Annotated in this window: 27 protein-coding genes, 1 tRNA gene and 1 pseudogene; 7 read left to right on the top strand and 22 right to left on the bottom strand. The window is 41.4% G+C overall.

All coding sequences use genetic code 11. The features are described 5' to 3' along the window. Positions 1-115: 115 nt before the first annotated feature. From B5F87_RS17995 to B5F87_RS21090, 20 genes and pseudogenes are all read right to left on the bottom strand, one after another. Positions 116-766, bottom strand: a complete 651-nt coding sequence (locus B5F87_RS17995; RefSeq protein WP_158097090.1) for a lambda-exonuclease family protein — start codon at positions 764-766, stop codon at positions 116-118. Continuing rightward, on the bottom strand, positions 763-1,098 hold the full coding sequence (locus tag B5F87_RS18000; RefSeq protein ID WP_087283514.1) for a DUF3848 domain-containing protein: 336 nt from the start codon (positions 1,096-1,098) through the stop codon (positions 763-765). Before B5F87_RS18000 ends, B5F87_RS17995 begins: the two co-directional genes overlap by 4 nt. A 342-nt stretch (positions 1,099-1,440) precedes the next feature. Continuing rightward, positions 1,441-1,851 carry a hypothetical protein gene (locus B5F87_RS18005; RefSeq protein WP_143405280.1) on the bottom strand — a complete coding sequence of 137 codons (411 nt, stop codon included), beginning with the start codon at positions 1,849-1,851 and terminating at the stop codon, positions 1,441-1,443. A 94-nt stretch (positions 1,852-1,945) separates the two neighbouring features. Beyond that, positions 1,946-2,143 (bottom strand): helix-turn-helix domain-containing protein, encoded by a 198-nt coding sequence (locus tag B5F87_RS21080; protein WP_158097091.1) that lies wholly within the window; start codon positions 2,141-2,143, stop codon positions 1,946-1,948. Then, a complete protein-coding gene (locus tag B5F87_RS21085) occupies positions 2,133-2,879 on the bottom strand; it encodes a hypothetical protein (RefSeq protein ID WP_158097092.1) in 747 nt (248 codons plus the stop codon). The genes B5F87_RS21080 and B5F87_RS21085 overlap by 11 nt, the downstream gene beginning before the upstream one ends. Next, complete coding sequence (locus B5F87_RS18015) at positions 2,869-3,285, bottom strand: hypothetical protein (protein ID WP_087283518.1); 417 nt, start codon at positions 3,283-3,285, stop codon at positions 2,869-2,871. Before B5F87_RS18015 ends, B5F87_RS21085 begins: the two co-directional genes overlap by 11 nt. Before the next feature lie 895 nt (positions 3,286-4,180). Beyond that, complete coding sequence (locus B5F87_RS18025; protein ID WP_001820670.1) at positions 4,181-6,037, bottom strand: recombinase family protein; 1,857 nt, start codon at positions 6,035-6,037, stop codon at positions 4,181-4,183. Between the two features lie 54 nt (positions 6,038-6,091). Continuing rightward, positions 6,092-6,283, bottom strand: a complete 192-nt coding sequence (locus B5F87_RS18030) for a hypothetical protein (RefSeq protein WP_001820669.1) — start codon at positions 6,281-6,283, stop codon at positions 6,092-6,094. Between the two features lie 71 nt (positions 6,284-6,354). Beyond that, positions 6,355-6,585 carry a PC4/YdbC family ssDNA-binding protein gene (locus tag B5F87_RS18035; protein WP_001206986.1) on the bottom strand — a complete coding sequence of 77 codons (231 nt, stop codon included), beginning with the start codon at positions 6,583-6,585 and terminating at the stop codon, positions 6,355-6,357. Positions 6,586-6,630: 45 nt separating this feature from the next. After that, entirely contained in the window at positions 6,631-7,485 is an 855-nt protein-coding gene (locus tag B5F87_RS18040; protein WP_000743700.1) for a ParB/RepB/Spo0J family partition protein, read from the bottom strand. Positions 7,486-7,493: 8 nt separating this feature from the next. Further along, positions 7,494-8,459, bottom strand: coding sequence for a MobV family relaxase (gene mobV, locus B5F87_RS18045; protein ID WP_001820668.1), 966 nt, complete (start codon positions 8,457-8,459; stop codon positions 7,494-7,496). Positions 8,460-8,983: 524 nt separating this feature from the next. Beyond that, the gene (locus B5F87_RS18050) at positions 8,984-10,009 is read right to left on the bottom strand and encodes an AAA family ATPase (protein WP_001170964.1); all 1,026 of its coding nucleotides are present in this window, start codon (positions 10,007-10,009) and stop codon (positions 8,984-8,986) included. A gap of 154 nt (positions 10,010-10,163) precedes the next feature. Beyond that, a pseudogene (locus B5F87_RS20790) lies at positions 10,164-10,638 on the bottom strand (sigma-70 family RNA polymerase sigma factor). 83 nt (positions 10,639-10,721) lie between these two features. Continuing rightward, the gene (locus B5F87_RS18060) at positions 10,722-11,147 is read right to left on the bottom strand and encodes a sigma-70 family RNA polymerase sigma factor (protein ID WP_000323895.1); all 426 of its coding nucleotides are present in this window, start codon (positions 11,145-11,147) and stop codon (positions 10,722-10,724) included. Between the two features lie 94 nt (positions 11,148-11,241). Continuing rightward, positions 11,242-11,751: a sigma-70 family RNA polymerase sigma factor gene (locus tag B5F87_RS18065; RefSeq protein ID WP_105116765.1), complete on the bottom strand. Its 510-nt coding sequence runs from the start codon at positions 11,749-11,751 to the stop codon at positions 11,242-11,244. 490 nt (positions 11,752-12,241) lie between these two features. Further along, entirely contained in the window at positions 12,242-12,415 is a 174-nt protein-coding gene (locus B5F87_RS18080) for a cysteine-rich KTR domain-containing protein (RefSeq protein WP_002779755.1), read from the bottom strand. Between the two features lie 51 nt (positions 12,416-12,466). After that, the gene (gene tet(O), locus B5F87_RS18085; RefSeq protein ID WP_000691758.1) at positions 12,467-14,386 is read right to left on the bottom strand and encodes a tetracycline resistance ribosomal protection protein Tet(O); all 1,920 of its coding nucleotides are present in this window, start codon (positions 14,384-14,386) and stop codon (positions 12,467-12,469) included. Positions 14,387-14,752: 366 nt separating this feature from the next. Beyond that, complete coding sequence (locus B5F87_RS18090) at positions 14,753-15,127, bottom strand: TnpV protein (RefSeq protein WP_001129922.1); 375 nt, start codon at positions 15,125-15,127, stop codon at positions 14,753-14,755. A gap of 51 nt (positions 15,128-15,178) precedes the next feature. Then, positions 15,179-16,483: a hypothetical protein gene (locus B5F87_RS18095; protein WP_143405281.1), complete on the bottom strand. Its 1,305-nt coding sequence runs from the start codon at positions 16,481-16,483 to the stop codon at positions 15,179-15,181. Then, on the bottom strand, positions 16,381-16,980 hold the full coding sequence (locus B5F87_RS21090) for a hypothetical protein (RefSeq protein WP_087283524.1): 600 nt from the start codon (positions 16,978-16,980) through the stop codon (positions 16,381-16,383). Before B5F87_RS21090 ends, B5F87_RS18095 begins: the two co-directional genes overlap by 103 nt. Positions 16,981-17,125: 145 nt before the next feature. Here B5F87_RS21090 and B5F87_RS18105 point away from each other — a divergent pair, with 145 nt between their 5' ends. Together B5F87_RS18105 and B5F87_RS18110 are read left to right on the top strand one after the other, a co-directional pair. Next, entirely contained in the window at positions 17,126-17,305 is a 180-nt protein-coding gene (locus B5F87_RS18105; RefSeq protein WP_158097093.1) for a helix-turn-helix domain-containing protein, read from the top strand. A gap of 76 nt (positions 17,306-17,381) precedes the next feature. Then, positions 17,382-18,611: a site-specific integrase gene (locus B5F87_RS18110; protein WP_087283528.1), complete on the top strand. Its 1,230-nt coding sequence runs from the start codon at positions 17,382-17,384 to the stop codon at positions 18,609-18,611. 129 nt (positions 18,612-18,740) lie between these two features. Here B5F87_RS18110 and B5F87_RS18115 read toward each other — a convergent pair. After that, positions 18,741-18,814 (bottom strand) — tRNA-Pro (locus B5F87_RS18115). Between the two features lie 171 nt (positions 18,815-18,985). Further along, the gene (locus B5F87_RS18120; RefSeq protein WP_087283530.1) at positions 18,986-20,380 is read right to left on the bottom strand and encodes a hemolysin family protein; all 1,395 of its coding nucleotides are present in this window, start codon (positions 20,378-20,380) and stop codon (positions 18,986-18,988) included. Between the two features lie 522 nt (positions 20,381-20,902). Here B5F87_RS18120 and B5F87_RS18125 point away from each other — a divergent pair. The 5 genes from B5F87_RS18125 to B5F87_RS18145 all read left to right on the top strand — a co-directional run bounded on the left by B5F87_RS18125 (position 20,903) and on the right by B5F87_RS18145 (position 24,693). Continuing rightward, complete coding sequence (locus B5F87_RS18125) at positions 20,903-21,358, top strand: YbjN domain-containing protein (protein WP_087283532.1); 456 nt, start codon at positions 20,903-20,905, stop codon at positions 21,356-21,358. A 56-nt stretch (positions 21,359-21,414) separates the two neighbouring features. Continuing rightward, positions 21,415-22,128, top strand: coding sequence for a LytTR family DNA-binding domain-containing protein (locus B5F87_RS18130; protein ID WP_158097094.1), 714 nt, complete (start codon positions 21,415-21,417; stop codon positions 22,126-22,128). A gap of 143 nt (positions 22,129-22,271) precedes the next feature. After that, a complete protein-coding gene (locus B5F87_RS18135; RefSeq protein ID WP_087283536.1) occupies positions 22,272-23,228 on the top strand; it encodes an L-lactate dehydrogenase in 957 nt (318 codons plus the stop codon). Further along, positions 23,225-23,950: a DUF975 family protein gene (locus B5F87_RS18140; RefSeq protein ID WP_158097095.1), complete on the top strand. Its 726-nt coding sequence runs from the start codon at positions 23,225-23,227 to the stop codon at positions 23,948-23,950. The genes B5F87_RS18135 and B5F87_RS18140 overlap by 4 nt, the downstream gene beginning before the upstream one ends. Before the next feature lie 437 nt (positions 23,951-24,387). Next, the gene (locus B5F87_RS18145; RefSeq protein WP_087283539.1) at positions 24,388-24,693 is read left to right on the top strand and encodes a DUF6514 family protein; all 306 of its coding nucleotides are present in this window, start codon (positions 24,388-24,390) and stop codon (positions 24,691-24,693) included. Positions 24,694-24,872 lie beyond the last annotated feature (179 nt).

Consider the following 24,872-nt stretch of genomic DNA (forward strand, 5'->3'; position numbering starts at 1 on the left):
GATCGTATCTGCTACCCTTTGCCATGCCTGTACTGCCTCCTTTTTATCATCTCTCTTATCATACATGATTTAGGTCTGCATGGCATCTTTACTTTGTACTATTTTTATACTACCACTATCCTGCCTTATATTTCTCTCCCAGATAACTGGCAGTAGCAGCAGCGCCATCTGGTTTTGGCGGGATTCCGGTGAGGACACAGTCCCAAAAGTTTTTCTCCATATCAATTAACTTGGAAATGTAGGTTTCATCCCGTTGGATTTCATGACAGTAGAAAGAATTACCGCCCACCACAGCACAGATATACGCTTTCTGATACCCAGTCACCGCAAGATAATGTTGCAGCTGTGCCATGTATTCTTCCGGGATTTCTTTTTCCCAGACTGTCCGCTTAAACTCCGATGCTGTTTTAGCTTCCCAGATACAAAGATTTCCTTCCCCATCTCTTGTGATACCGTCCAGGTCAGCCAGCATAAAAGGATACTCTGTACTTTGCAGGATAAAATTCGAGCGGCGTACCCGATAACCTGTCCGACGCTCAAATTCCTTCCTTATAACAGGTTCCATCACATGCCCGAAATGCGTGTATTCATTCTCTGTTTCTTCTACAGGATATCGTCCGGTCTTATCCTCCCAGAGCCGGAGGATACTGTTATAAGGATTGATTCCAAGAATGGTCGAAGCATCGCTCCCGCCGATACCGAGCCTGCGGTAACGGAGCCATTCTTCTGTAGAAAGTCCTTTGGTGGATACCATTTTTTTCATCATCCAGCCATCCTCTTTCCTACAGCGTTTTTCCATTCTGTCAGAAGTTGTTCCGCCATTACCGCCAGTTCTTCTCTCATAGAGTCCTCTGTTTTTAACCATTCCTGATAAAAACAAAACAGGAGATTCTTCTCTGAGAGAAGTTCCCTGGCCTGTTCGTAATCTGTTTTGGGCACGATCTCAAGAAGATTTCCGTAAATCTCCTGAATCGTAGAGATTTCATATGCCCGTTCAAACACTTCTTCTGGAGCCATGCCGCAGACTTCTTTTTCATAAGACAGGTATTCTGTATGAATCTTTGCATACAATTTCCGTTTTAACTGTTCTATGACCACTTATTTTCCTCCTTCCCATGATAACGGAACATAGAGTATGCTCCGTTATCTTTTGTACACTATCATTCTTTTTTGTTGCTCCGGTACTGCATCAGTTCAGTGATGACCTGTGCGATGCACACACCAACAGTTTCTGCAATCTTTGACCAGATACTTCCAAGACCTTTTTGCATTGTTACACCTCTTTCTTTATGAATCTTATAAACTACTGGTTACCGGAAAGATGGTGTATCATTCAAAACAGTCAGAAAACGGGTGCAACAAAAAAACATCCTGCATTTTTATATACAGGATGCTTTCTTCATCACACAAAATAATAAAATTATGTCATTCAGGGGACATTTATTCTATCGTTTCCCCGGTGGATAATTTTTTGATTTCTTCTATAGACAGTCCGGAGAGCTCCGCAATCTCTTCATCGCTAAAGTCTCCTTTTTTCACCATCCGAAAGGCTACGTCTATCTTTCCTTGTTTAATTCCTTCTTCTAGTGCCTGATTTCGCATATCTTCCATAGCTTTACACATAATAGCGATTCCCTCCTTGCTCTCTTTAAAATATCTTGCCCGGTCAGCCAGAACCTTGTAATGCATCTGGGATGGCTGTGTGCAGGAAAAATCATGCATTAATTTTCCAAGAGGAGTCTCACTGCGATAGGATCCATTCACAAAGAGAATGTGTGTGCCGTCTCCAAATGCTTCGCCGGTCTCATGTATCACTCTTTCCACAGAGTACAAAGGCAGCCCTTTCTTCATTATACTAAAACATTCTGCTGTTGACAATTATTGTTGATTTGTCTAAGTACTCTGGTTTCTGATATGCTGAACTACTTTTAGTAGCTGCCATATCTCATTTATCTGTCTGTGCGGTCATTTGTTTCTTGATATAATCCAGCAGCGCTTCTTCGGGAATCCTCCATTTATATTTGCCAAGGCGAAATCCCCGGAGTTCCCCGGTATCTAGCAGTTCCCGGAGCCTTACTTTGCTGCATTTTAAGATTTCTCTTGCTTCTTCAAATGTATAGAGTGCAATATTTTTATTGCTCATTGTTCCACGCCACCTCTTTTCCTCTTGTATGTTTTTTGGCAAAGTTACTAAATGTATTTGTCTGTATTCCATAAAACATCTCCCGGAACGAAGGAATATAAGGACAGTCATCCGATAATGAGATAGGCGACAAAAGGATTTCTTTATATGCTTTTCGTATATTGCGCAGCTTTTTTACACTTCCAGGAAAATCTGCTGGATTAAATTCTAAGCCCTTTTTCCGACATATATTGTAAAATCTGTTTAAATCCAGCATATTTATTCTTTTTTTGTTTTTGGTAGGGAATTGCTTTTCTATAAATTTCTCAAGCAATGACCTGGATAACATAGAGCCATCATCAAATATTTCTACCAGATAAGTATCAAATAGAGAAGAAGCCTGCTCCATCACCCGGAACAGAGACGTTTCCGAAGAACCGGGATCCAAAAGTCCTTGCTTTTTTAAACATTTTCTACTGAGAGAAATTTCAAAACGGAGAAGACCTTTGTGCTGTCTGGTTTCCACAGGATAATGTCCGAAATCTTGTAAGTTCTGGTTTTTATCATATATCTTTCCCTGAATTCCCTTGCTTTTATTTTTATATAAGCAGGCAACCTCTTCTTTCCAGTTATTTTCTATTTTCTGCTTTTCTGTCATAATCCAAAAATCATATCCGTAAGGCAGTTGTGTTGCCTTGCATACTGAGATAATCTCTCTACTGTAAATAGTGGACGGTGTAGGAATATCACGGGTCAAATCTATCCGTCGCATTTTTAGCTTTTTTGTAAAAAAATGTATTGGTTTCTTTTTCAATCTGTTCAAATATTTGAGTCAGTTGAATTAAAACTTGCTTCATTTCTTCCAGTAAAGTAATTTCACCCATAGGTTGTCCTTCGTGGAGCACTTTATATGGAGTGACAATCCATTCGACTTTTACTTCTGCGTGCTCTTTATCATACTGGATTTCTTTCTCTGTTCGATATTTGAAATATATTCTCAAACCATTTTTAGCGAACTTCATGACACAAAATTCATCGTTGTTATTTTTGAGATTGTCTATGTTGTATGTTTGCCAAATCCTTTCGGCCTCTATAAATGTCAAAATTGTTTCCAGACTAAATGTGTGGATGAATGGTGTCTGATTGCTTTTAATATCATTCATGATAAATCTCCTTTCTTGGTTTTGTTAAAATCAATTTATTTTTTATCAAATTGTTATGGTTGGTTTATAAAATTATTTTGTGACTCAAATTTTTTACAAATTTGTTCCAGAGAGATATTTTTTTTACAGATTGTTATACAACTAAATGAATTTTAATTTGTTATAACAGATTTATAAATAATTATTATGTATATAATTTATAAATAATTATTGGGATAATCTACGTTTTATTTCTCATAAAAACAGGATACTAAAATCTATTCTATATATATCAAAAAAATATATAAACATAATTTGACCAGAATAAACTACAATGAACTGAGATATACCAATTAAAACCTATTTTTATGAACATGTTGGTAAAGAAACAAATTTGGGGAGTGATAATATGCTAAAGAATACGCCAGATATACTCACTGTCAAAGATCTGATGCATGTGTTACACATTGGAAAAAATACGGCATTATCTCTTTTGAACGAAGGTCGAATCCAGGGGCATCGGATTAAAGGGAATCGCTGGAGGATTCTGAAAGAAGATGTTCTGGAATACCTTCTACGAGGCTGAAAATGGATTTTGGATTTTGGATATGTAAAATGAAAAATATTATTTTTCCGCATAAATACTTATTTATTTATATATACCATACTAGCCAGCGCAAACAACATTTGTGAAAAAAATTTTGAAGAAATCATCATGAGTTATGGAGATGTAGCAGGTAAAATTAAATTTAATTTTAATGATAACGATATGTAAAGAAGATTGTATGCAGTGACAAACAAAAAAGTGCTGCCGCCTATATGATTTACAAATCATTGCTGCGGCAGCACCAAAGTGCGGTTACATGAAGATAATGATTTTAGCTGGGAGAATTACTTACATATTTATCATACAATTTCAGTCGGTCATTTTTTGCGGACAGTTCATACATGCTATCCTTTTCTGTTCTCTGCTCCTGCGTTTGCTCTCGTTTGATTTCTCCCTCCGTATCTTCTTGGCACAAGCAGGACAATACCTTGATGCACCAGAGCCCGGGACATATTCAACGCCGCACACCGTACAATTTTTAGCGGGCATTGCTGCCCACCGTTTTGTAGGTATGATATGTAATTCATCGACAAAGCCGATGAATTTATAGTAAATCTTGATTTCCTGCTTCACTGTTCCGTCTGCCATCTTCTCACGCTCCGAAACAAGTATCTTGTCTATGAGTGCGTTTATAACTGTTGCATCCAGTTCTTTTAAGCCTTGATAATTTCGGATAAGGGCGAGGAAGTCACGGATTCCCCGTGATTTCTCGTAGCTTTCATTAAGAGTTTCCGTCACCTCTTTCAGCCTTGCTTCAATTTCAAGCTGCTCTTTCTGGTATTTCCCCGACATCATCTCAAAATTCCGCTCGGTAATACGCTCCATGACCTTATCCTCGTAGAGAGAGGAAAACAGCCTGTCCAGTTCCGCAAGGCGTTTGTTCAGCTTCTTACGTTCTTTCTCTAATGCTTTCGCCCTGCTCTGGTCTGTTTCCGTGAGCCGCTTTTCTATGGCCCTGACCGCCTTTTCATCATTCACTGCCATATCCGCAAAACAGTTGATGTCGGCAAGAACGGCATTGAATAAATCCCTTGCTTCTATATTGTGGGCACTACACTCGCTTCTTCCGTTTCTTGCATAATTATTACATGAATACTGTACACAGTCGATAATCTCTGGGCGTTTCCTCCTGTGTACGTTCATTGCCCGCAGAGCACATCCGCAGTCCACACACTTGATAACGCCTGCAAAAATATTTACAAATCCTCCCTTGTTCTGTGGAAGCCTACGACTTGTAATAAGCTGTTGGACAATATCAAATTCCTCCTGCGTGACTATTCCCTCATGGGTATTGGGTATCACTTCCCATTCTTCGGGCAGCTTAGAGGGGCGTTTCTTGCTTTTCATATTGGCGGCAATCCGTTTGTAGCCTACAAGATTTCCCGCATATATCGGGCTTCTTAAAATGCTCCTCACGCTGTTCCCACTCCAAATATAGCGTTTGTCCTCGTTCCCCTCAAAATGACGTTCAAAGCCTGTTTCGCCACGCTCCGCCGCATAAGCGGCAGGGCGTAGGATATGCTGTTTATTAAGATGTCTGCAAATTTTGGCAACTCCATTCCCTTTTAATGCAAGGTCGAATATCTCTTTTACAACATGTGCCACTTTATCATCTATCAGCAGATGGTTGTGGTCGGCAGGGTCTTTGATATAGCCATAAGGGGCGGTAGTTCCCATGAATTTCCCCTGTTGAAACCTCGCCCGATATGCCGATTTTATCTTAACAGATATGTCAGCGGCATACATTTCGTTTAAAATGTTGCGGAAAGGCGTGATGTCCATAGCAGATTTATTCAAGGTATCTACGCCGTCATTGACCGCTATATACCTCACGTTATGCTCTGGGAAGAAAACTTCCAGATATAACCCACAATCAAGATAGTTTCTCCCCAGACGGGATAAATCTTTCGTAATCACGCAGTTTATCAGACCGCTTTCAATGTCTTTTATCATATTCTGGAAACTTGGTCTTTGGAAATTTGTACCAGAATAACCATCGTCCACATACGTTTTTGCTATGTGCCATCCCTGCTTTTTCACATAATCCGTGAGGATGGATTTCTGTGTCGCAATGCTCGCACTCTCGTTATCCGTACCATCGTCTTTAGATAAGCGGCAATAAATGCCGACTAAATAGATTTTCTTTTCTTCTTTGATTCCTGCCATACTGTAAAACCTCCGTATCTGTCCTATCTGTTTTCATGTCCCATTGCGTACATTCTAAGCGGACAGCCCCTCATTGTCGAAGGTGTCGCCCTCGGCAATCTTCTTCCGAATATCCTCGGAGATAATCGGGACAAACGCTTCTGTAACGGTCTGTGTGCCGACATATTCACGGCTGATTATCATCTGCACTGGTGCTTTTGGCACGATACGCTTTCTCTTTTTATCTGCTTTCTTATCCTCGCCCATACTTAAATCTTCCTTTCCAGACAGGGCAGGGAAGAGTTTGGAAATGTCCCCGCCCTGCCAATCAGATACCATTAATCCTCGCTGTTTAATTCTTTCTGTAATGCTTTAAGGAGTGCCGCCGCTTCATCAGCGTTCAGCGTGATTCCCTTGCCGCACTTTTCACGGTTCGGGGAAAAGCTGCGGATGTCATACTTCGGCTCTTTCCCATTCCATGAAATGAGATTGATTTCCTTTGTGTAGCCACTGTCGCCCGTAGACAATACTGCGATTTCCTTTACGATTTCATACTGGATTTCTCTCATTCTCCATACCTCAACTCTCTGTATTTACTTCCCGAAAAAAGAAGATTAGCGGCTGTCACGGTTGCGTTTCCTCTGCAACTCACGCTCCAAAAGTTTGATGATGGTTTCCTCCATCTGCTTCGGCGTTGTGTTCTTCGGAAAGTATTTTTTCAGCTTGCTTGTGTTGATTTTCAAGGTTTCTTTCTGGTTGCCCTTTTCCTCCGTCATAATCGCAAATATCGTATCCATGTCAAGCCGCCCGCTCTGGCTTAACTGTTTCATCCGCTGTGCCTGTGAGAGTGAGGGCGTTGCTTCTTCGCTCTCCATCGTGGCAAAGAGGTTTTCCTGCTCGTCTTTCTTCAAGAAGGACAGTTCCACCGCAGGCGTGAGGGCGATTTTCCCCTCGTCCACCATCTGCAAAATCGGCGGTATCAGTTCCGTCAGGCGGATAAAACGCTGCACGGTCATCCTGCCCACGCCGAAGCCCTGTGCCACCTTGTCGTCCGTCCGCAACTTCGTCACAACTTGTGACGAGGTTAAGTCTGTGCGGAAACCCTGCCGCTTCATGGCTTCGGATTTCATCTTGTAAGCAAACGCCCGCTCCGATGGCAGGATATTCTCACGCTGCAAATTGCTGTCTACAAGGGTGATGATGGCTCGGTCACGGTCTAAGGGCAGGACAAACGCAGGCACGGTATTTATCCCTGCAAGTTCAGAAGCACGGACACGCCGCTGTCCTGCAATCACTTCATAACCGTCCCCGTCCTCTTTCGGGCGTGTGATTATCGGCGTGACAATGCCAAATTCCTTGATGCTTTCCGCTAACTCTGACAGTGTTTCATCTTCTGCCACATGAAACGGATTGTCGGGGAACGGGTACAAGTCTTTGGTCTTTAACACCTTAAAATCCTGTTTCTTCATTCACATATCTACCTTTCTTTCGCTCTGCTTCTATGATTTTTCTGCAATTCTTCCAACACTTCGGGCGGTATTTTTGACAGCAGCCGCCCCATCTGCTCGTTGGTTCTCTGCAATTCAAATATCTTCTGATTCGCTTTCTGCACCTTTAGTTCCTGCTCGTACTTTTCATCACGCATACGCCCCGCATAGTCTGATTCCTGCCCAATTCTCTCTTTCAAACTGTCGATATACGCCTGCTGTTTCCCGATTTCCTTAGAGAATTTCTCCACGTCTGGCAGCCATGCAGAGAGTAAATCTAACGCTTTATCCCTTTTCTTCCCTGCGTTAAAGGCGTTGATGTCGGATAGGGCAGACACGATTTCTTCATACTGTTTATCAAGCCTGCCGCCTAATTTATAGAGCCATGTGGGGACGTGTTTCCGCTTGGTTTCCATTGAGGACTGCCCCCGTTCAAGCTGATTCCACCGTGAGGACATCCGCTCATGGTAGGCGGTCTGCCACTCGGATAATGATTTCTGGTTGCCTAAGATAGCTTTCGCTGACAGCTTATTGTCTGGCGTAATCGGCACAAAGCAGAGGTGCATATGGGGCGTTCTCTCGTCCATATGGACGACAGCGGAGAGGATATTCTGCTTTCCAACACGCTCCGAAATGAAGTCAAGAGCCGTCTGGAAATACGCTTTTTGTTCTTCGGGCGGTAACTGGTTCATAAATTCTGGTGAAGCTGTGATGAGCGTTTCCACCATCATCACGCTGTCTTTCCTTGTCCTGCACCCCGCTTCGGCTACCATGCGGTTAATCTCTTTCTTGTAGGTGTACTTTGGTGGTGCTATGAGATGGTAATTGTTTTTAGAGCGTTCCATATCTATATCTGGGTTGCTTTTGTAGGCTTCTTTCTTCCGCTCGTTGTGGCGTTCACAAGCCGCAACGCCGCCCGCTTTTCGTTTCTGGAAACGCAGGATTGCATAAGGCATAGGCGGATTCCTCCTTTCTTTCGGCGGGTGACCGTCCTTTGGGGTGACAGCGGTGACGGTGGTGACAGCAGTTTTGGGATACCCCCTGCCGACTGCCGCAACTGTCACCCTCACCCCCTGCATGACGGTCATGTCGATGATGACGGTGTTTTTGGGATACCCCCCTCGCAAGAGCCGTCACCGTCATGCCGCCATTCTTTTATCCGAAGCCGTAAGGCGTAGGATAGCAGGGCACAGCCCTGCCTTAAGGGAGTCCAGAGGGAACGTCTGGCACACGACTTTGCAGGGCAAAGTGTAGTGTGTTACACCCTGTAAACGCAGTCGGAAAAATCGGAATGATTTTTCTGACCGCAGGGGTGGTTTTACACGACCGAAAAGGGCGAGTAAATCTCACGCCTGCATTTTGCGTTTACGGGGTGTTCTCCCGTAGGGATGACAGCGGCAGGGTATCCTAAAATCACTGTCACCACCGTCACTGCTGTCACCCGCAGGGCAGAGCCGCCAGCTTTACATGGCTTTAAGCGTCAATGACAGTAACAGGGGGGTATCCTAATATCGCTGTCACCACCATCACCGCTGTCACCCGCCCTCCTTGCAAGGGCAATCCGCCTGCCGTCTTTCCTGCGGCTGTACTGGTAGCAGATACGGTTCTCGCTTAAAAATGTGGTGCGGTATTCATTCAGCCATTTCGTAATCACCGTGGGTATGGTTTCCGTTTCCCCCATAGCGGCTAACAGTTCCGTTGCCGTGCCTATCCATTCTTCCTTATCCCTCATAAAATCCACCAACCGAAAAAGGACATCTGGTATCGTTTCTTTCGCAAGCTGCTCCTGCGTTTTCCGCTCCACAAGCTCCCAACGGCAATCACGGAAACGCAGCGTGTATTCCTGATAAGGCGTGTCCCTGCCCGTCACATACAGCTTGGCGGTGTCAGACGCACGTTTCTCCTTTTCCAGAACAAAGGTAGCGTCCGCACTCCCCGTTAATCCTGTCGTCCCAGACACCTTGTTGAACACGTCGCTGTCATTCTGCTTTCGGATGTGGTGTACGACAATGACCGCCAGAGAGTGCCTGTCGGCAAAGTCTTTGATGAGGGAGATGTCCCCATAGTCGCTTGCATAGGCATTGTCTTTTGAAGCTGTACGGACTTTCTGCAAGGTATCAATGACAATGAGCCTGCTGTCTGGGTAATCTTTCAGATAATCTTCAAGCTGCACGATAAGACCGTCTGACAGCTTGCAGCTTGCCACGGCAAAGTGGAGCCGCCCGCTTGCTTCGTCCGTCAAACGAAATAACCTGTCCTGTATGCGGCAGAACGTGTCCTCAAGGCAGAGGTAAAGCACATCGCCCTCCATTGTCGGCATATCCCATAAAGGGATTCCCTGCGACACGCATAAGCATAGCTTCAGCATGAGCCAGCTTTTGCCTATCTTCTGTGAGCCGCAGAACAGCGATAAGCCTGTCGGGATAAGGCTGTCCACCACAAAGGATGGTTTCTCAAGCGGTTCATAAAGGAGCGTTTCGGCGTTGACTGTCTGTAACTTCTGCATGGCTTTCCTCCTTTCGGGCGGTGTCTTTGTTTTCGTTGCACATAGGCGTTGACCTCCTTAAAAATAGATTTACTCCCACGGAAAAAAGTGAGAGTATGTAATGCCGCCAATCCCACACAAATAAAAAACAGATTTCTTTTTCGGGCGGTGTCGGTCACGGTTGGAGATATTTCTTCAATTTCCGCCTTTACTTTCTCCTTTGCAATCGCAACAGATTTCTGTATTGCCGAAGCGGTGCAATGCTCCATAGCGGCGATTTGGTAAAAATTGAACTCATACTCGTAGTAGAGCAGGAAACGCCGCCTTTGTATCTCTGGAAGGCTCCCAACCGCCTTATAGAGCGTTTCATTCCGTTCTTCCTCAACCATGCGTTCATCAAGGCTCTTAGGCACACGCAACGCCCGTCTGTAAAGGGTTTCGTCCCATACCTCGTTAAACTCCCTGTGCCGCTCGTCCCATTAGAAAAGATTCCTGTTCCTGCGCTCCATCTGCCGAAACTCCATAAAGAACTGTTCCGACACTTCCAACTCGTGGGATTTGCCCTGCCCGTCCTTAAAGCTGATAAAATACCTTGTGCCGCTTTCCGTGGATTCCTCCCGAAGCGTGTATGCCTTAACCCTGTATGCCATCCTGTTGTCCTCCTGCAAAAAATGAGTGAGGGGATTTCCATCCCTCACCCAGTAGCCCGCAGGATGGCAGGCTGTTTTAGAAGCTATAAAATTTTCCGCAGCTTCTTCCGCAGATGGTCTAACCTCGCATAGATGGCACCAGTCGTCAAATGCACAAGCGGGGCAATCTCCTTTGTGGAATACCCCTGCATTTTCAGCAGGACGATTTTCAAGGTACGCCCGTCCACCGTGACTAATACTTGATAGAGATTTTCGCTCTCAATCTCTTCCAGTAACTCCGCAACCGTACCCACTTCCGCCTGCCGCTCCCTGCCTGCCATGTCCTCAAGATATTCCGCAACGTCATTCGTCCATCGGTAAAACCGCCTGTTGGAATTGAAGTCTGCCCTGTCCGCCATGCGTATCTGCTCAATGGTCGCTTCATCAACGCCGCACTCACGCAGCAGCTTTTCCTCCGCTTCTTTCCAGATACGCCATTTCCTGTCCTCCCGTCCGTGGTTGTATGCCATTCTTACTTCCTCCAATCAGAATTGATTGAGAGGGCAGAGAAAAGCCCCCTCATCTTCCCAAAGGAAAAAACAAGGGGGCTGAACGCCTTAAATTTTAATTTTCTATTATCTTTCTTAGTTTTATTAGGATTCTGGCTTTGCGTTTGTTTACAACGCTCTGGGTTATGCCCAACCTCGCCCCGACTTCACGCTCGGAAAGTCCGTCAAAAAAGATTGCCTGTATCAGCTCCTGTTCACTATCCGACAGCAAAGGCAGGGCGGCTTTCAGCCTGTCCACCATGACCGCATTGACAACGGTTTCTGCAATGTCCACCGCTTCATCAGTGATAAAGTCCAGAGGATTCCCCTCGCTGTCCGTAAATCCGTCGAGAGATAGCAGTCTATTCTTTGTATCTAATTTTTGCAGATAACGCCACCGTTCCTTGTCACGGTAGAAGTCTGTGTATTGCTCCCTCACGACTTCAAGCAGACAGCCTTGAATGGGGATAAACAGCTTGTCCATATAGGTCTGGTCGGATTCCCTGCAACGGCAGAACTCCGTGTAGGATAATTCCACATAGCCGCCACTTTCTCTGATATATACCTTTCTTGGTGCATATTTCACCATAAATACCTCCCATCTGAATTTTTGAAATGTAAAAAATCCAGATGGAGAGGCGGAGAACGACACCGCATATCAGAAACAGCCCTACGGCACTTTCCAACAAAAATCGACAAAAGAAAAACCGCAAAGGCTCTGTGACCTTTACGGTTATAGGAAATAGTAATTCTATTGTATGGAGATTGTACTTCTACTTTCAAGGTGAGAAGTACCGTTGCACTGGCAGAAATTTTTTTAACTGGTTTCCTGCCGTTCTCTGATATGCTATGTATTGATAAATTTTGCTTCGTATGAGCAGATAGATAACTGCCCGAAAAAAGGACATAAAAAAATCCCTCCAAATTTAAAAACAAATTCAGAGGGTAATTTAGGGTATAACAAAATAACCCACCCGAATATCGTTTTTTTTATTTGGTGAGTTTGTTCTTTCAAATACGAAACAAAAAGAGCCGATGATTCGTGAATTGTTCCACAATTTCATCGGCTCTGCGTCTTAAGCGTCTGGCTCTTTGATGACAGTTATCTTCAAGTTGTCAACTTTAATCAATCTTTCTTGTCTGCATTTTGGACAATAAAGGGGATAATTCTCCAAAACAGTGTCCTTCCTAATTTTATTACGGGTTTTGCTCCCACAAACAGGACACAATATCCATTCGCATTTCATCATAATTAGTCTCTAATCCTTTCAAATCTCATTTTATATGACTTTTGCAAGCTGTTAAGCTAACTTGTGGAACATATGCCGAACCTTATCTATACGGCTATTCGGGCGGCGGGGTTGGCAAATAAATTTACCAATAGCTGGCTGGTATCCTTTTAACTCTGTCAAGCAGACTCCTTGCCCATTTGTGAAATAAGTTAAATCGTTCCTGTATTCTTGAATACATCTAGCAGGGATTTCTCCTTTCAGAATGACCTCGTCATTCTTTATCTGAGTACTTACAATATCTGCACAATACCTTGGAGCATCATGATACGCCCGTGAGAGATATTCCTGCGGTGCATAAATTTCAAAGTGGAGATATGGCTCTAATAGTTCTGTCCCTGCTTTTTTTAAAGCCTGCTCCAATACGATAGGGGAAAGCAGCCGAAAGTCTGCGGGGGTACTTACAGGACTATAATACAATCCATATTCAAAACAGATTTTACAGTCTGTCACTTTCCATCCATACAGCCCCTGCTCGCAGCCATAAAGAACCCCCTCCATAACCGCATTTTGGAACGATTGATTTAAATATCCAAGTGAAACTCTGCTTTCATACTGCACTCCGCTTCCAATAGGGAGCGGCTCTATGGACAACCCGACAGAAGCCCAGAAAGGATTTGGCGGGACTTCTATGTGGATGGTATATTCTGCTTTTCTAAGCGGTCTTTCCATATATATAACAGTAGGCTCTTTTATTTCTGCCTCCACATGATATTTTTCCTCAAGGATGGCACAAATGACTTCCATCTGCACATTCCCCAAAAAAGAAAGTATAATCTCATGCGTTGTAGTATCCACATAATATTTTAAAAGAGGGTCGCCATCTGAAATTTCTGTAAGTGCCCCAAGCAATATTTCCCGCTGTTCAGATTTCTTTACTGCAATCGTTGTTTGGAGCATAGGGAGAGGATTTTCAATAAATTTTCTCTGCGGCAACAGTATTTCGTTCCCCAAAATACTGTTTAGCTGCAAAACATCATTTGGTAAAATTACAATATCACCAGAGCAGGCTGTATCGGATGAATATAATTCACCGTTTGTCGGAACACACATCTCTGTGATTTTTATTTTCTCTTTTTCAGATATTCTAATAACATCCCTCAAATGCAATGTTCCGCTATATATACGCACATAAACAAAACGCCGCCTTTTCTCTGAATATTCAATCTTAAAAACCTGCCCGCATAGTTCAGATTGACCTTCAGGCGTTGATGAATAAAATTTACTGGCAATTACTTCTATAAGCTGCCGAATCCCCAGATTGTTTTTAGCGCTTCCGTGATAAACGGGAAATAACGTTCCGTTTTGGAATCTCCTGTTTTCTTCCTGTTCCAGTTCTGACATTTTAAACGGTTTCCCTGACATATATTTCTCTAATAGTTCATCGTTTCCCATAATTACCGCATCCCACTGTTCCATATCGTCATTGTCCGTTACATTTATATGGGGATGCTGCCCAACCTTTTGCTTCACTATAATTTCCGAAGAAAGCTTTGCTTTCATTTCCCGATATACCATTGGCAAATCAATCCCCTCTTGGTCAATTTTATTGATGAAAAAAATTGTCGGAATCTTCATTATCTGTAGTGCATGAAACAGTATACGGGTCTGTGCCTGTATGCCATCCTTTGCAGAAACTAATAATACTGCTCCGTCTAATACGGATAAAGAACGGTATACTTCCGCCAAAAAATCCATATGGCCTGGCGTATCTATAATGTTGACTTTTACATCCTCCCACTGAAAAGATGTCACTGCTGTCTGGATAGTGATTCCCCTTTGACGCTCCAAATTCATTGTATCTGTCCTTGTTGTGCCTTCATCTACGCTCCCTAGTTCTGCAATTGCACCACTGGTATACAATAAACTTTCCGTTAATGTTGTCTTTCCTGCGTCAACGTGAGCCAGAATGCCTAAGTTAATTATTTTCATGTGATTTTCCTCCTATCAACACCCAAAAAAGGGCATAAAAATACCCAGTGATAAATACTCCTATCACTGGGTAAATAACTCCAATAGCCCCAAAACACTTATATGTTTTCGGGCATATAAAATTACATGATAAAAGTATTCTTAAACTGGGTACAAAAAACTAAGCCCCATATTAAAAGTGAAACGGGACTGCTACTTTTTGTTCCCACTATCAAATTGACAGTTTATTTAAGAATACCTTGCCGCATATTTATTAACTCCTTGTATAATACTGAATCTAATTATATTCCTTAACCCTTTATTTGTCAAGCTGACAAACTAAAGCAGAAAAAGCGGCAGGATTTCCCCCTGCCACTAATCATCTGTTTATGCAAAAATAATTTCCTTTTCCACAATCTCCCTCGCACAAGCCCTTATGTTATTGAGGCATCCTGTCCATTCTAAGGCGTTTTCTGCCTTTAGCTGTTCCGTTATGCCCTGTGCCTGTTTCATACCCTCTATGAGCCTTTCAAAGCGTTCCTGTGCCTGTCTGTTGATGTCGGCAAGGTAGGCGTTTAGCCTGCCGCTTGTAAGAAGATTGGTGTATGTAACTTTACGGTACTGTTTTAGATAATCTAAATGCCGTTGCCCCCAGATGCCTATTGCCTGTTCTTCTTCGGCGGGTACAGTTAAGCACGGTATCAAATAATCCCCTTGCCTTTCGTATTTGCCGCCCAGTTCCTCAAATAATGATTTTGCCATTGTCTGTTACCTCCACATTCTTTTTTATTTTGAATGTCCGCAAAATCCGTCCTACATCCGTGGAACAACGAGGACATTCGTTTTTTTGCCATTGATTATCCTGCTGTATGTAAATCCTCTGTATTCTCCTGTATTCGGACGTACTGGTGCATTTACCAGAGAGGAAGAACGACATTTGTTGAGGAAGGCCTTATAGTCTGTTCGAGCATAGTATTTTTGAAAAACCTTATAGTCTATGTAAACGTCAGTCTCATTATATACAATAGCATTAGGTTGGCCTTGGCATATTTTTGAAATTACGTTAAAAAAATCTTTTTTGATATTCTGTGATGGTTTACTAGTTTTTTTAGACGCAGTTTTTTGGGGACGGCTTTCACAATCCCTGGCGAGATCCTGGAGAAAAGAAATCTGATTTTCCAGGATATTATCAATTTTTGTTTTTAGTGCGGGATAATATATATCAATATATATTGTGAAGCCATGTAATGCTGTCAGAATATCTCTGCAACATTTTGCCAAATCCTCATTAAACTCATCACTACAAAATATATTACTGTATTTTTCAAAAGGCTTACGGGTCATATCAGAATAAACGTCATTAATACCATAGTGTTTAATATATTTATAAGCACCTCCGGGATAGTCCTTATTGAGAACTCTTTCAATAAATAGTATATAATCAGAAATCAGTATTTCGATACTAATCATTTCATCTGGTGAAGGAATAGCTGGAATGGTAGAAATATCAATATTTAATACTTTATCTCTTCTGACAGCTGATTTTGATAAGAGGACCGGGAACCCTTTTATATAGTTTCTTTTTTGAAACAATTCCAATGTTTTTAATTGCCGTGCAGTTGATACAATATTTTCTACATTTCCAGAAGGTGAAATGATAATAGGACAATCTGCATATTTACAAATTTCTGCTGTTTTATCTATAAATTGTTTTAATGTTGTATGAGGTAAATGATTACATACTCTGTTTGGATATTTATATGTTGTTTTTGTGTAATCTAAAAAAATAGAAGCAATTGTTTTTCGTGTTATGTTTTTATGTGAATTTTCTCCATAAATGCATAAGCTGAATGGTTCAATTTTTTTAAATAATTCTGTTTCTTTATCTTCTACAAACTGTAATTCATGATCAACTATCTTATTTTGGTAAGTATAATGCTGTTCAGCATTTAAACTTATGGATAGAAGACCATATGAGAAAATAGTAACAAGAGCAGCGGAATCCTCTAAAAAGTTTAGAAAAAATTCCATTTCATTAAATGAAAGTATGGATTTCCCAACCTTGATAAGAGGAAAATATTTTGGTTTTCCGGTATATTTTTCTTCAAAGCAATACACATATTTTTTTGCCTGCTGTTATTTGTGTTTTCTAACTGTCTGGTGGATTGAAAGAATTCTCCATTATTGTATTTTGCATTCTTAATCCAGCCAAATGATTTGTTTAATAATATATTTTTATTTCGATTGGAACATAAGTTCTGAAAATAGTCGGCAAGTAACGTGATAAGATGCGGATGAAGATTCTTGTGTAATTGATATAGTTGCTTTTTCCAATTTATTCTGGAAGATATATAATAGCCATCATCCTCAAAAATATAATAAATATCATATAGAAAATGCTGATTAACGAAAGTAGATTCAATACTTTGGATGGAAAAATCCGGGAAACATATGTATATTTGAGTTGATTTTGCCAAAGATTTGCGTTTTAATCCGGGTTCCGAATAAAAAATGTTGTGCCTTTTTATGATAATTGAATTGTCCTGTTGATCAAATTTAAAAATATAAGCCTTTTCATATTCTTCAAAAAATTCTTCCAGTGTCAAATCTTCCATCTTACTATCTCCATTTTCATTTCGGTTTAATTCCTAAACAATCGAGTTTTATAAAAAATTATTTTATTCATAACCATTTGGTAAATGAATATTTCATTCATAATAGCACAATTTAAAGTTCAGCAAAAGAGAGGAGGTAATGAAAATGCTGAATAATTATCCAGATGTGCTCACAGTGAAACAGGTGTGCACAATTTTGCAAGTATCTACAAAAACGGTTTATAAATTGATACAAGATAAGGAACTGTGGGCAAAAAAGATTGCGTCACAATATCGAATACCAAAAAAAGAATTAGTGAATTTTATAGGAGAAGATAATCAGTAGATTTTTACAAAGGCCAAAGGGTATGCTATTATAAAAACATATAGTAGTGTGCCTGAAAAGAAAGGAGATATACTATATGACAGGCACGGTACAGAAAAAGAAAGGTGCATCAGGCAAGGAATATTTATATATCGTTTTATCATATAAAGACCCGATGACTTTTAAACGCAAACAAAAATCCATTTCAACAGGATTGAAGGCAAAAGGGAATAAACGTAAAGCGGAAACGCTTATTCCAGAATTAATTAAAAAGTTTGAATATCTGGAACGTCCGGTATCTCTGGAAATTTCCCGTGACATTTCCTTATGTGACTATATGGATGACTGGTTGAAAGGGAAAAAGAGAGATTTGAGAAAATCAACTTATGAGACCTATAAATTACGTATAAAATCCATGAAAAAATATTTTAAAATGGAAAATCCTTTACTTCGCGAAGTAACTCCGGCTATGTTAAATAAGTTCTTCAAATACTCTCTTAATTATGGTAAAGAGAATCAAAAGACGCATGAAAGAGAACCTTTGACAGTTCGTTCTGTAAGAAGTTATCGCTCAATTCTTCATGCAGTATTTGATGAAGCTGTTATTGATGAGATTATTTCTGTAAATCCGGTGAACAGTGTCACGGTAAAAGGAAAAAAGAATAAAGAGTATAGTGAGGAATATTTATTTTTAACAGAAGAGGAAATTCTGGATTTATTGGAGTTTTTGTCTCGGGAATATCCTCGTATGCTGGGAATTGCTTTTATGGGTGCATATTATGGACTGAGACGCTCGGAAATACTGGGACTAAAATGGTCTGCTGTGGACTGGAAGAAGGAGATTATTAATATTGAGCATACGGTAGTTCGTGTGAATCGTATTTTTGCAGAAGATGCCACGAAAACCTGCGCTGGGTCAAGAAGTCTGAATTTGTTTGATTCTGCGAAAGCCTGCTTGAAAAGTATACAGAGGCAGCAGAAAGAAAATGCAGAATTTTATGGGAATGCTTATCAAAATGACGAAGGGTATATTTTTACTTGGGAAGATGGAAGACCGTATAGTCCCGATTATGTTACAAGAACATTTAAAAAGGCGATGAGTGTATTTGGAAGGCCGGAAATTACTTTACATAAGTTGAGACATTCTTGTTGTTCCATGTTGATTGAGAAGGGATGGAATATTAAACAGTTACAATACTGGATGGGACATGCCGATGCAGAAACCACGTTGAATATCTACTCCCATTATAACCGCCAGAAACTGAATCAAAATCGTAACGATTTGAATCAAATTTCTTCCAAAGCGGCGCATTTTTTCAACGAGTGATTTTTGTTAGAACATTTGTTAGAACACGCCAATTTTTGATGATTTTGAGAAAAGTAATCATTATCCTGAAAAATAAAAAAACACCGGATAACCACTGTTTATGCGGTTATCCGGCTTCTAAAAATGTAGTCGAGGCGACGGGACTCGAACCCACGGCCTCTGCGTCCCGAACGCAGCGCTCTACCAAACTGAGCCACGCCTCGATGCAACGATAATATTCTATCAAATCATAAATATTATGTCAAGGTTTTTTTGGATTTTTTTTGACCGTTTTTTGAAACTAAAATACCGGGATAAAAACAACCCGGACAGATGTCTGCTCTGCATTTGTCCGGGATTACTGCGGCTGTTATCTAAAAATATAAGAAGCCGGGTTATTTTGTTTTTGTATCTTTTGCTTTTGTATCTTTGGTATCATTCGTACTCTCAGATTCTTCTGGCGTCTCTTCTGGCAGTTCAATCCGTTCAATAGTAGCTTTTTCAATCTGGTGGTCTTTTATGTAGCTCACATGAATGTGGAGCTGCGCAACTTCCAGATCGATATTTTGCGGGCCGTCCTGTGGAATCAGACCGAGAATGTCGAAAACGAGACCGCCCAAAGTATCATAATCATCGTTTTCCAGATCTATACCAGTTTCCTCTTTGATTTCGTCCAGAGGAATATTGCCGTTGATTTCCCATGAGGAATCAGTCTGCTGTTCAATTTGTGGATCGGAACTTCCGAAGTCGGGGATATCTTCGCTGAGCTCGCCGACAAGCTCTTCGATCAGGTCATTTAAAGTTACGATACCGACCATGCCGCCATATTCATCAAGGATGACGGCAAGAGAGTGATGTCCCTGTTTCATGTTTCGGAAAAGTACGTCAGCCTTAACTGTTTCTGGTACAAAATACGCAGGACGGACGGCTCCTTCCAGCACACTTTGCCGCGTTTTGTCAGAAAGACGGAAATAATCTTTGGCATTCAGAATGCCGACAACCTGATCCGGGGAGTTATCGCAGACAGGGTACAGAGTATGTCTGCTGTCGTGGATTATCTGTTCCCATTCTTCGTCGCTGTCCTCCAGAAAAAGAATGGTTACGTCGGTACGATGGGTGGCAATTTCACCAGCCATCAGATCGTCAAATTCAAAAACATTTTGAATAAATTCTTTCTCTTCATAGTCGATGGCGCCTTTTTCGCTTCCTGCATCGACCATCATGCGAATTTCTTCTTCACTTACCGCGTCGTCTGTTTCTGTTGGATCAATACCGCACAGGCGGAGAATAGCGTTGGTGGACAGGGAGAGAAACCACACGATTGGTTTAAATAAAGTAGAAATTGCACTGACCAGCCCGGAGATTGCCAGGGCGAGCTGTTCGGATTTTTTCATGGCGATTCGTTTTGGGACAAGCTCGCCAAAAATCAATGTAAAATACGATAAAATCAATGTAATCACTACAACGGAAAGTGTGTTCAGCGTGGAACGTGGAATACCGATACCCAGACCGATGAGGAACTCCACCAGCGGGTCGGAAAAATTATCCGCTGCAAACGCACTGCCCAGGAAGCCGGATAAAGTAATAGCGACCTGGATTGTTGAGAGAAACTTTGACGGTTCGCTGGTCAGATGAGTCAGTCGAATCGCTTTTTTGTTTCCTTCTTCCGCCATTTTTTCCAGTTTTGTTTCTTTGACGGAAAGAACGGCAATCTCTGCACTGGCAAAAATTGCATTCAGTGCAATCAGTATGACCTGAACTAATAGTAAAAATATTATGGAATCTTCCAAAGTAAAAACCTCTTTCTTTTTATAATTGTTTGAAACATATTACATATTTTCCCTGAAAAAAGCATGAGACATGACCCGTCTATCATTATTGATACACAGGACATGTCTCATTTAGTATATGAACAGATTTAATTTATAATCACCATTATCAGGGTTAGCGTCATTATCACTAGTATCCATCTTCTGGTAATAACCTCCTTGAAAAATAAAAAAATGTGATATTAATAAAATGATACCGAAACTAATTATATCGTGACATATATACTATGTCAAGAAAAGATTTGTGGTGCCTGATTAAAGAAATTTGTGATGGTTGATGAAAAAAAGTGTGTTTGTTCCGCTGTGATAAATACATTTGTTCCGCTGAATCGTAATAAAAATGCATTTTATTACAAAAAATGGGCAGATTATGTCATAGAGAAGAAAAACTACTCTTTTTTTGATATAATATATTCATAAAATGCATAACAAATGACCTGAAGATACGATGATTTTATATTAATTATTTAAAGAGGGGAAGAAATGATTACGACAACACTTTTTGAGAAAATCGAGCAGTGGCTTAATGAGAATAAATGGGAGTATAGAAGCCGGGAAAATGCGGGAATTATTGAGATTGACATGGGATTAAAATGTGAATTAAAACAATGTCAGGTTATTGTATGGATGAAAGAAGGGCAATGTGTTGTGATGGGCAGAGTTCCGATCAAAGCGGAAGAAGATGCCCGGGAGAGGATTGCCGAATATTTTTGCAGAGTAAATTACGGACTGTACTCCGGACATTTTGATTTGAATTACAGTGATGGGGAGATTCGGTATAAAACGTATTTGCCGGAAAGTACTGATCCCGATGCGCAGAGGGAAAATATCGGCGAGGCTCTGATTCGTCCGGCGATGATGTTTGATGCGTATGGCCCGGGAATGATGAAAGTATGGCGGCAGGAAAAAGATCCCGCGCAGGCGATGGAAGAAATGTAATACGTAAAATTTGATGGCAACGCAGAGATAAGACTGTAAAAATGAGAGGACATAGGATGATCATAGGAGTATGTGACGATGACAGGAGCTGGTGTGATACAGCTGCCGGAGTGATAAGTGGATATGTGGAAAAACTGGGATACAATGTGGAAGTAACTTCTTTCAATAATGGAGACGATGTATTAAACTGGCAGGGACAGCCCTGGGATGTTATGTTTATGGACATAGAACTCGGTGAAGAAAAAAACGGAATTTCTGTGGCAGGAGAACTGAACAAACGATTTCCGGGCTGTCAGATTGTGTTTTTAACGAATTATTTGTTCTATGCTGTAGATATTTTTCAGACACAACATACCTATTTTGTGCTTAAAGAGCAGCTTGAAGAACGGCTGCCGGAAGTGTTCGACAAGATAATGCATCAGTTGGAACAATCGGGGAAAAAACTTATTTTTTCAGCATCATGGGGCAGGCAGATTATTGTCCGGCTCTCGGACATGTATTATCTGGAAAGAGAGCTGCGCTATACGACTGTACATACTTCGTGGGGAGATTTTCAGATTAAGGAGAAGCTGGATGAATTGATGGGAGATTTGCCGGAAAATGAATTTTCCCGCTGTCATCATAGCTATATTATCTATTTTCCGGCAATTCGGGAAAAAAAGAAGAATTCTTATGTGCTGGAAAACGGCAAAGAAATCATCATCAGCCGCAGTTATATGAAGCAGACCAATGAAGACTGGATGAAATGGGCGCTATTGCAAATGTCATAAATATCATTAATTTTATATCTTTTCTGTGGAAAAAATGTTATAATAAAACAGCATTTGTGGATATCTTTTTAGAGAGGGACACAGATGCTGTTTCTCAGTTAAATGTATAAGATTTCACTTTGTTCTTGCAAAGAGGAGGTATTATGATGATGGATGGTTATATTGTCTCAAAAAGAAAAGTGGCAGTGATTGGAGCAGGTTTCGTGGGAGCGTCCATTGCATATGCGCTGACCATTCGTAATCTGGCAAGAGAAATTGTCCTCATTGATATTGACAGAGAGAAAACAGAAGGCGAAGCCATGGACATTCAGCATGGAATTCCGGATTTGGGTAATGCTGTTGTCCGCGCCGGAAGCTATGAAGACTGCAGAGATTGTGATTTGATCATCATCACAGCAGGAAGAAACAGAAAACCGGGAGAGAGCCGTCTGGATCTGATCGCAGGTAATTCAGGCATATTGAGAAATGTAGTTGAGCAGATGCAGAAGTATTACACGGGCGGCGTTATCATGCTGGTGAGCAACCCGGTGGATGTTCTTGTGTATCAGTGTACCCGGTGGATGGGACTTCCGGACGGAAGAGTATTTGGAACCGGATGTGCGCTGGATTCTTCCCGGATGATCCGCCTTATGGCAGATTATACGAAGCGGGATACAGAATCGGTAAAGATAAACATTGTAGGAGAACATGGGGATTCGCAGATTCCTATTTGGAGCCGCGCGGCTGTGGATGGAATCCCGATGCAGGAATATTGTGAAAAACACGGGTTGTCCTGGACGCAGGAGATAAGAGATGACTTTGCAGGTAAAGTGCGGGGAATGGGCGCTTCTATCATAAAAAATAAAGGAAGAACTCATTTTGGCATTGCCACCAGCGTATGTTATCTGGCGTCGGCGGTTCTCGATCAGAGAACGACCATAGCATCTGTGTCCACTGTACTCAAAGGAGAGTACGGTGTCAGCGGTGTGGGACTCAGCGTTCCTTCCATCATCGGCGTCAATGGCGTGGAAAGGCGACTGGAAGAAAAATGGACGGAAGAAGAACTCACATTGTTCCGGCAGGCAGCGGACAAAATGAAAGGAGTTTTAGATACACTATGAAAAGAGCGGCTGATTTTAGAGGGATAGCGAGAGGAAGTCTGTCCGGTCACTGGGCCTCTGCCGTAGGAACGACTCTGCTGGCAGGGCTTTTGGGCGCGAACATTACTATGCAGGGAAGTGCAGTTTCTCTGACATCCAATTTATACAATCAATACGCAGGAGAGGATGGCAGTCGGGTCTCCATAAAGCTGCCGCCGGGACTTTTGTTGACAATTGCGGCTATTTTGATGGTATCCGCGCTGGTTATATTTATTATAGCGGTGGTGCAATATATCATCGGCAGCTTCGTAAGCCTTGGTCTGGCCATATATAACCTGAATCTGATAGACAGGAAGGAAGCGAGAGTGGGGCAGATATTCTGCCATACTTCCATCATGGGAAAAGCAGTGTGGCTGCGTCTGCGGATGAGCATTTTTACTTTCCTGTGGAGTTTGCTTCTTGTTATACCGGGTATTATCAAGAGCTATTCTTACAGCATGTCCGGGTTTATCATGGCGGAGAATCCGGAAATGTCTGCCAAAGAAGCCATGGAAGTATCCATGCGGATGATGAACGGCAACAAATGGAGACTGTTCTGCCTGCAGTTCAGCTTTATCGGCAGGGGTATTCTCTGCCTCTTTACCTTTGGAATCGGCTATCTGTGGCTGAACCCGTACATGAATGCTGCCACCGCGGCATTTTATGACGAGATTTCCAGAAATGAAGCGGTAGGCGGATATTAATTGGTTTTCATCATATGATATTCAGAAGGAATGTACATTGAGCGCATTCCTTCTTTATTTTTGCCTTTTTTTGTCATGACAGGTTTTGACGGACGAAGGGCATATCTGTTGCAGGAATATCAGGTTGTGAGAAAACGGTGTAAAATGGTTTGTACTTCATAGTATAATCAGAAGATAAATAATTTACTTTATTATAAAATGATAATATTTTATAGTATCAAAATTGTAATTATTAGTACAGATATAAAATTGTCAAAATTACCCAAATTTAGGTTTTTTATGAAATTATATAATGGCTTGAATTGTAAAAATTATCTATTTTTTACAAATTATTCCCTTTTTATTTTGTGTCAAAAAAAGTATAATACTGTCATATCCAAATGATTTGTAATATATTTCATAATATTATAAATCCGGGTGTGACAAGGAGGAAAGGTATGGAAACAATTTTGACACAAGAGCAGGAAGTAACGACGATTGGAGGGAAGTTTCAACTGATTTATGAACTGCTGATGTCGCATTTTCCGCGGGACGAGGGGATTGGTGATTTTTTTGGAATTCGGATTCAGCAGTATGAAAAGAATAATGAATCGGTGGTGGACAAAAGCGAGGCCCCGGGTGTGACGGAGAATTATGAGCAGGCGATAAGACTTTTTCTTTTATTTGTTCGCGAGACTGTGATGCCTGTACATCTTTATGAATTAATTGATGACTGGCAGTCAGCCTTTTTCTCTGATCTGTAAGGCTTGGAGAAGATGGCAGAGGAACAGTAGCTGAGAAGTGTTATAAAGAAGAGATAAACGATCACGACAAACGCATGAATGAATAAATTGTGAACATCCATCCTGATTTTCTGGTATACTCAAAGAAAAAAGGATAGGAGTTCTTCTATGAAAGCACTTTTAGATTATGTAAGCACAGT

This window comes from Eubacterium sp. An3 (assembly GCF_002159465.1).
Classification (GTDB): Bacteria; Bacillota; Clostridia; order Lachnospirales; family Lachnospiraceae; genus Anaerobutyricum; species Anaerobutyricum stercoris.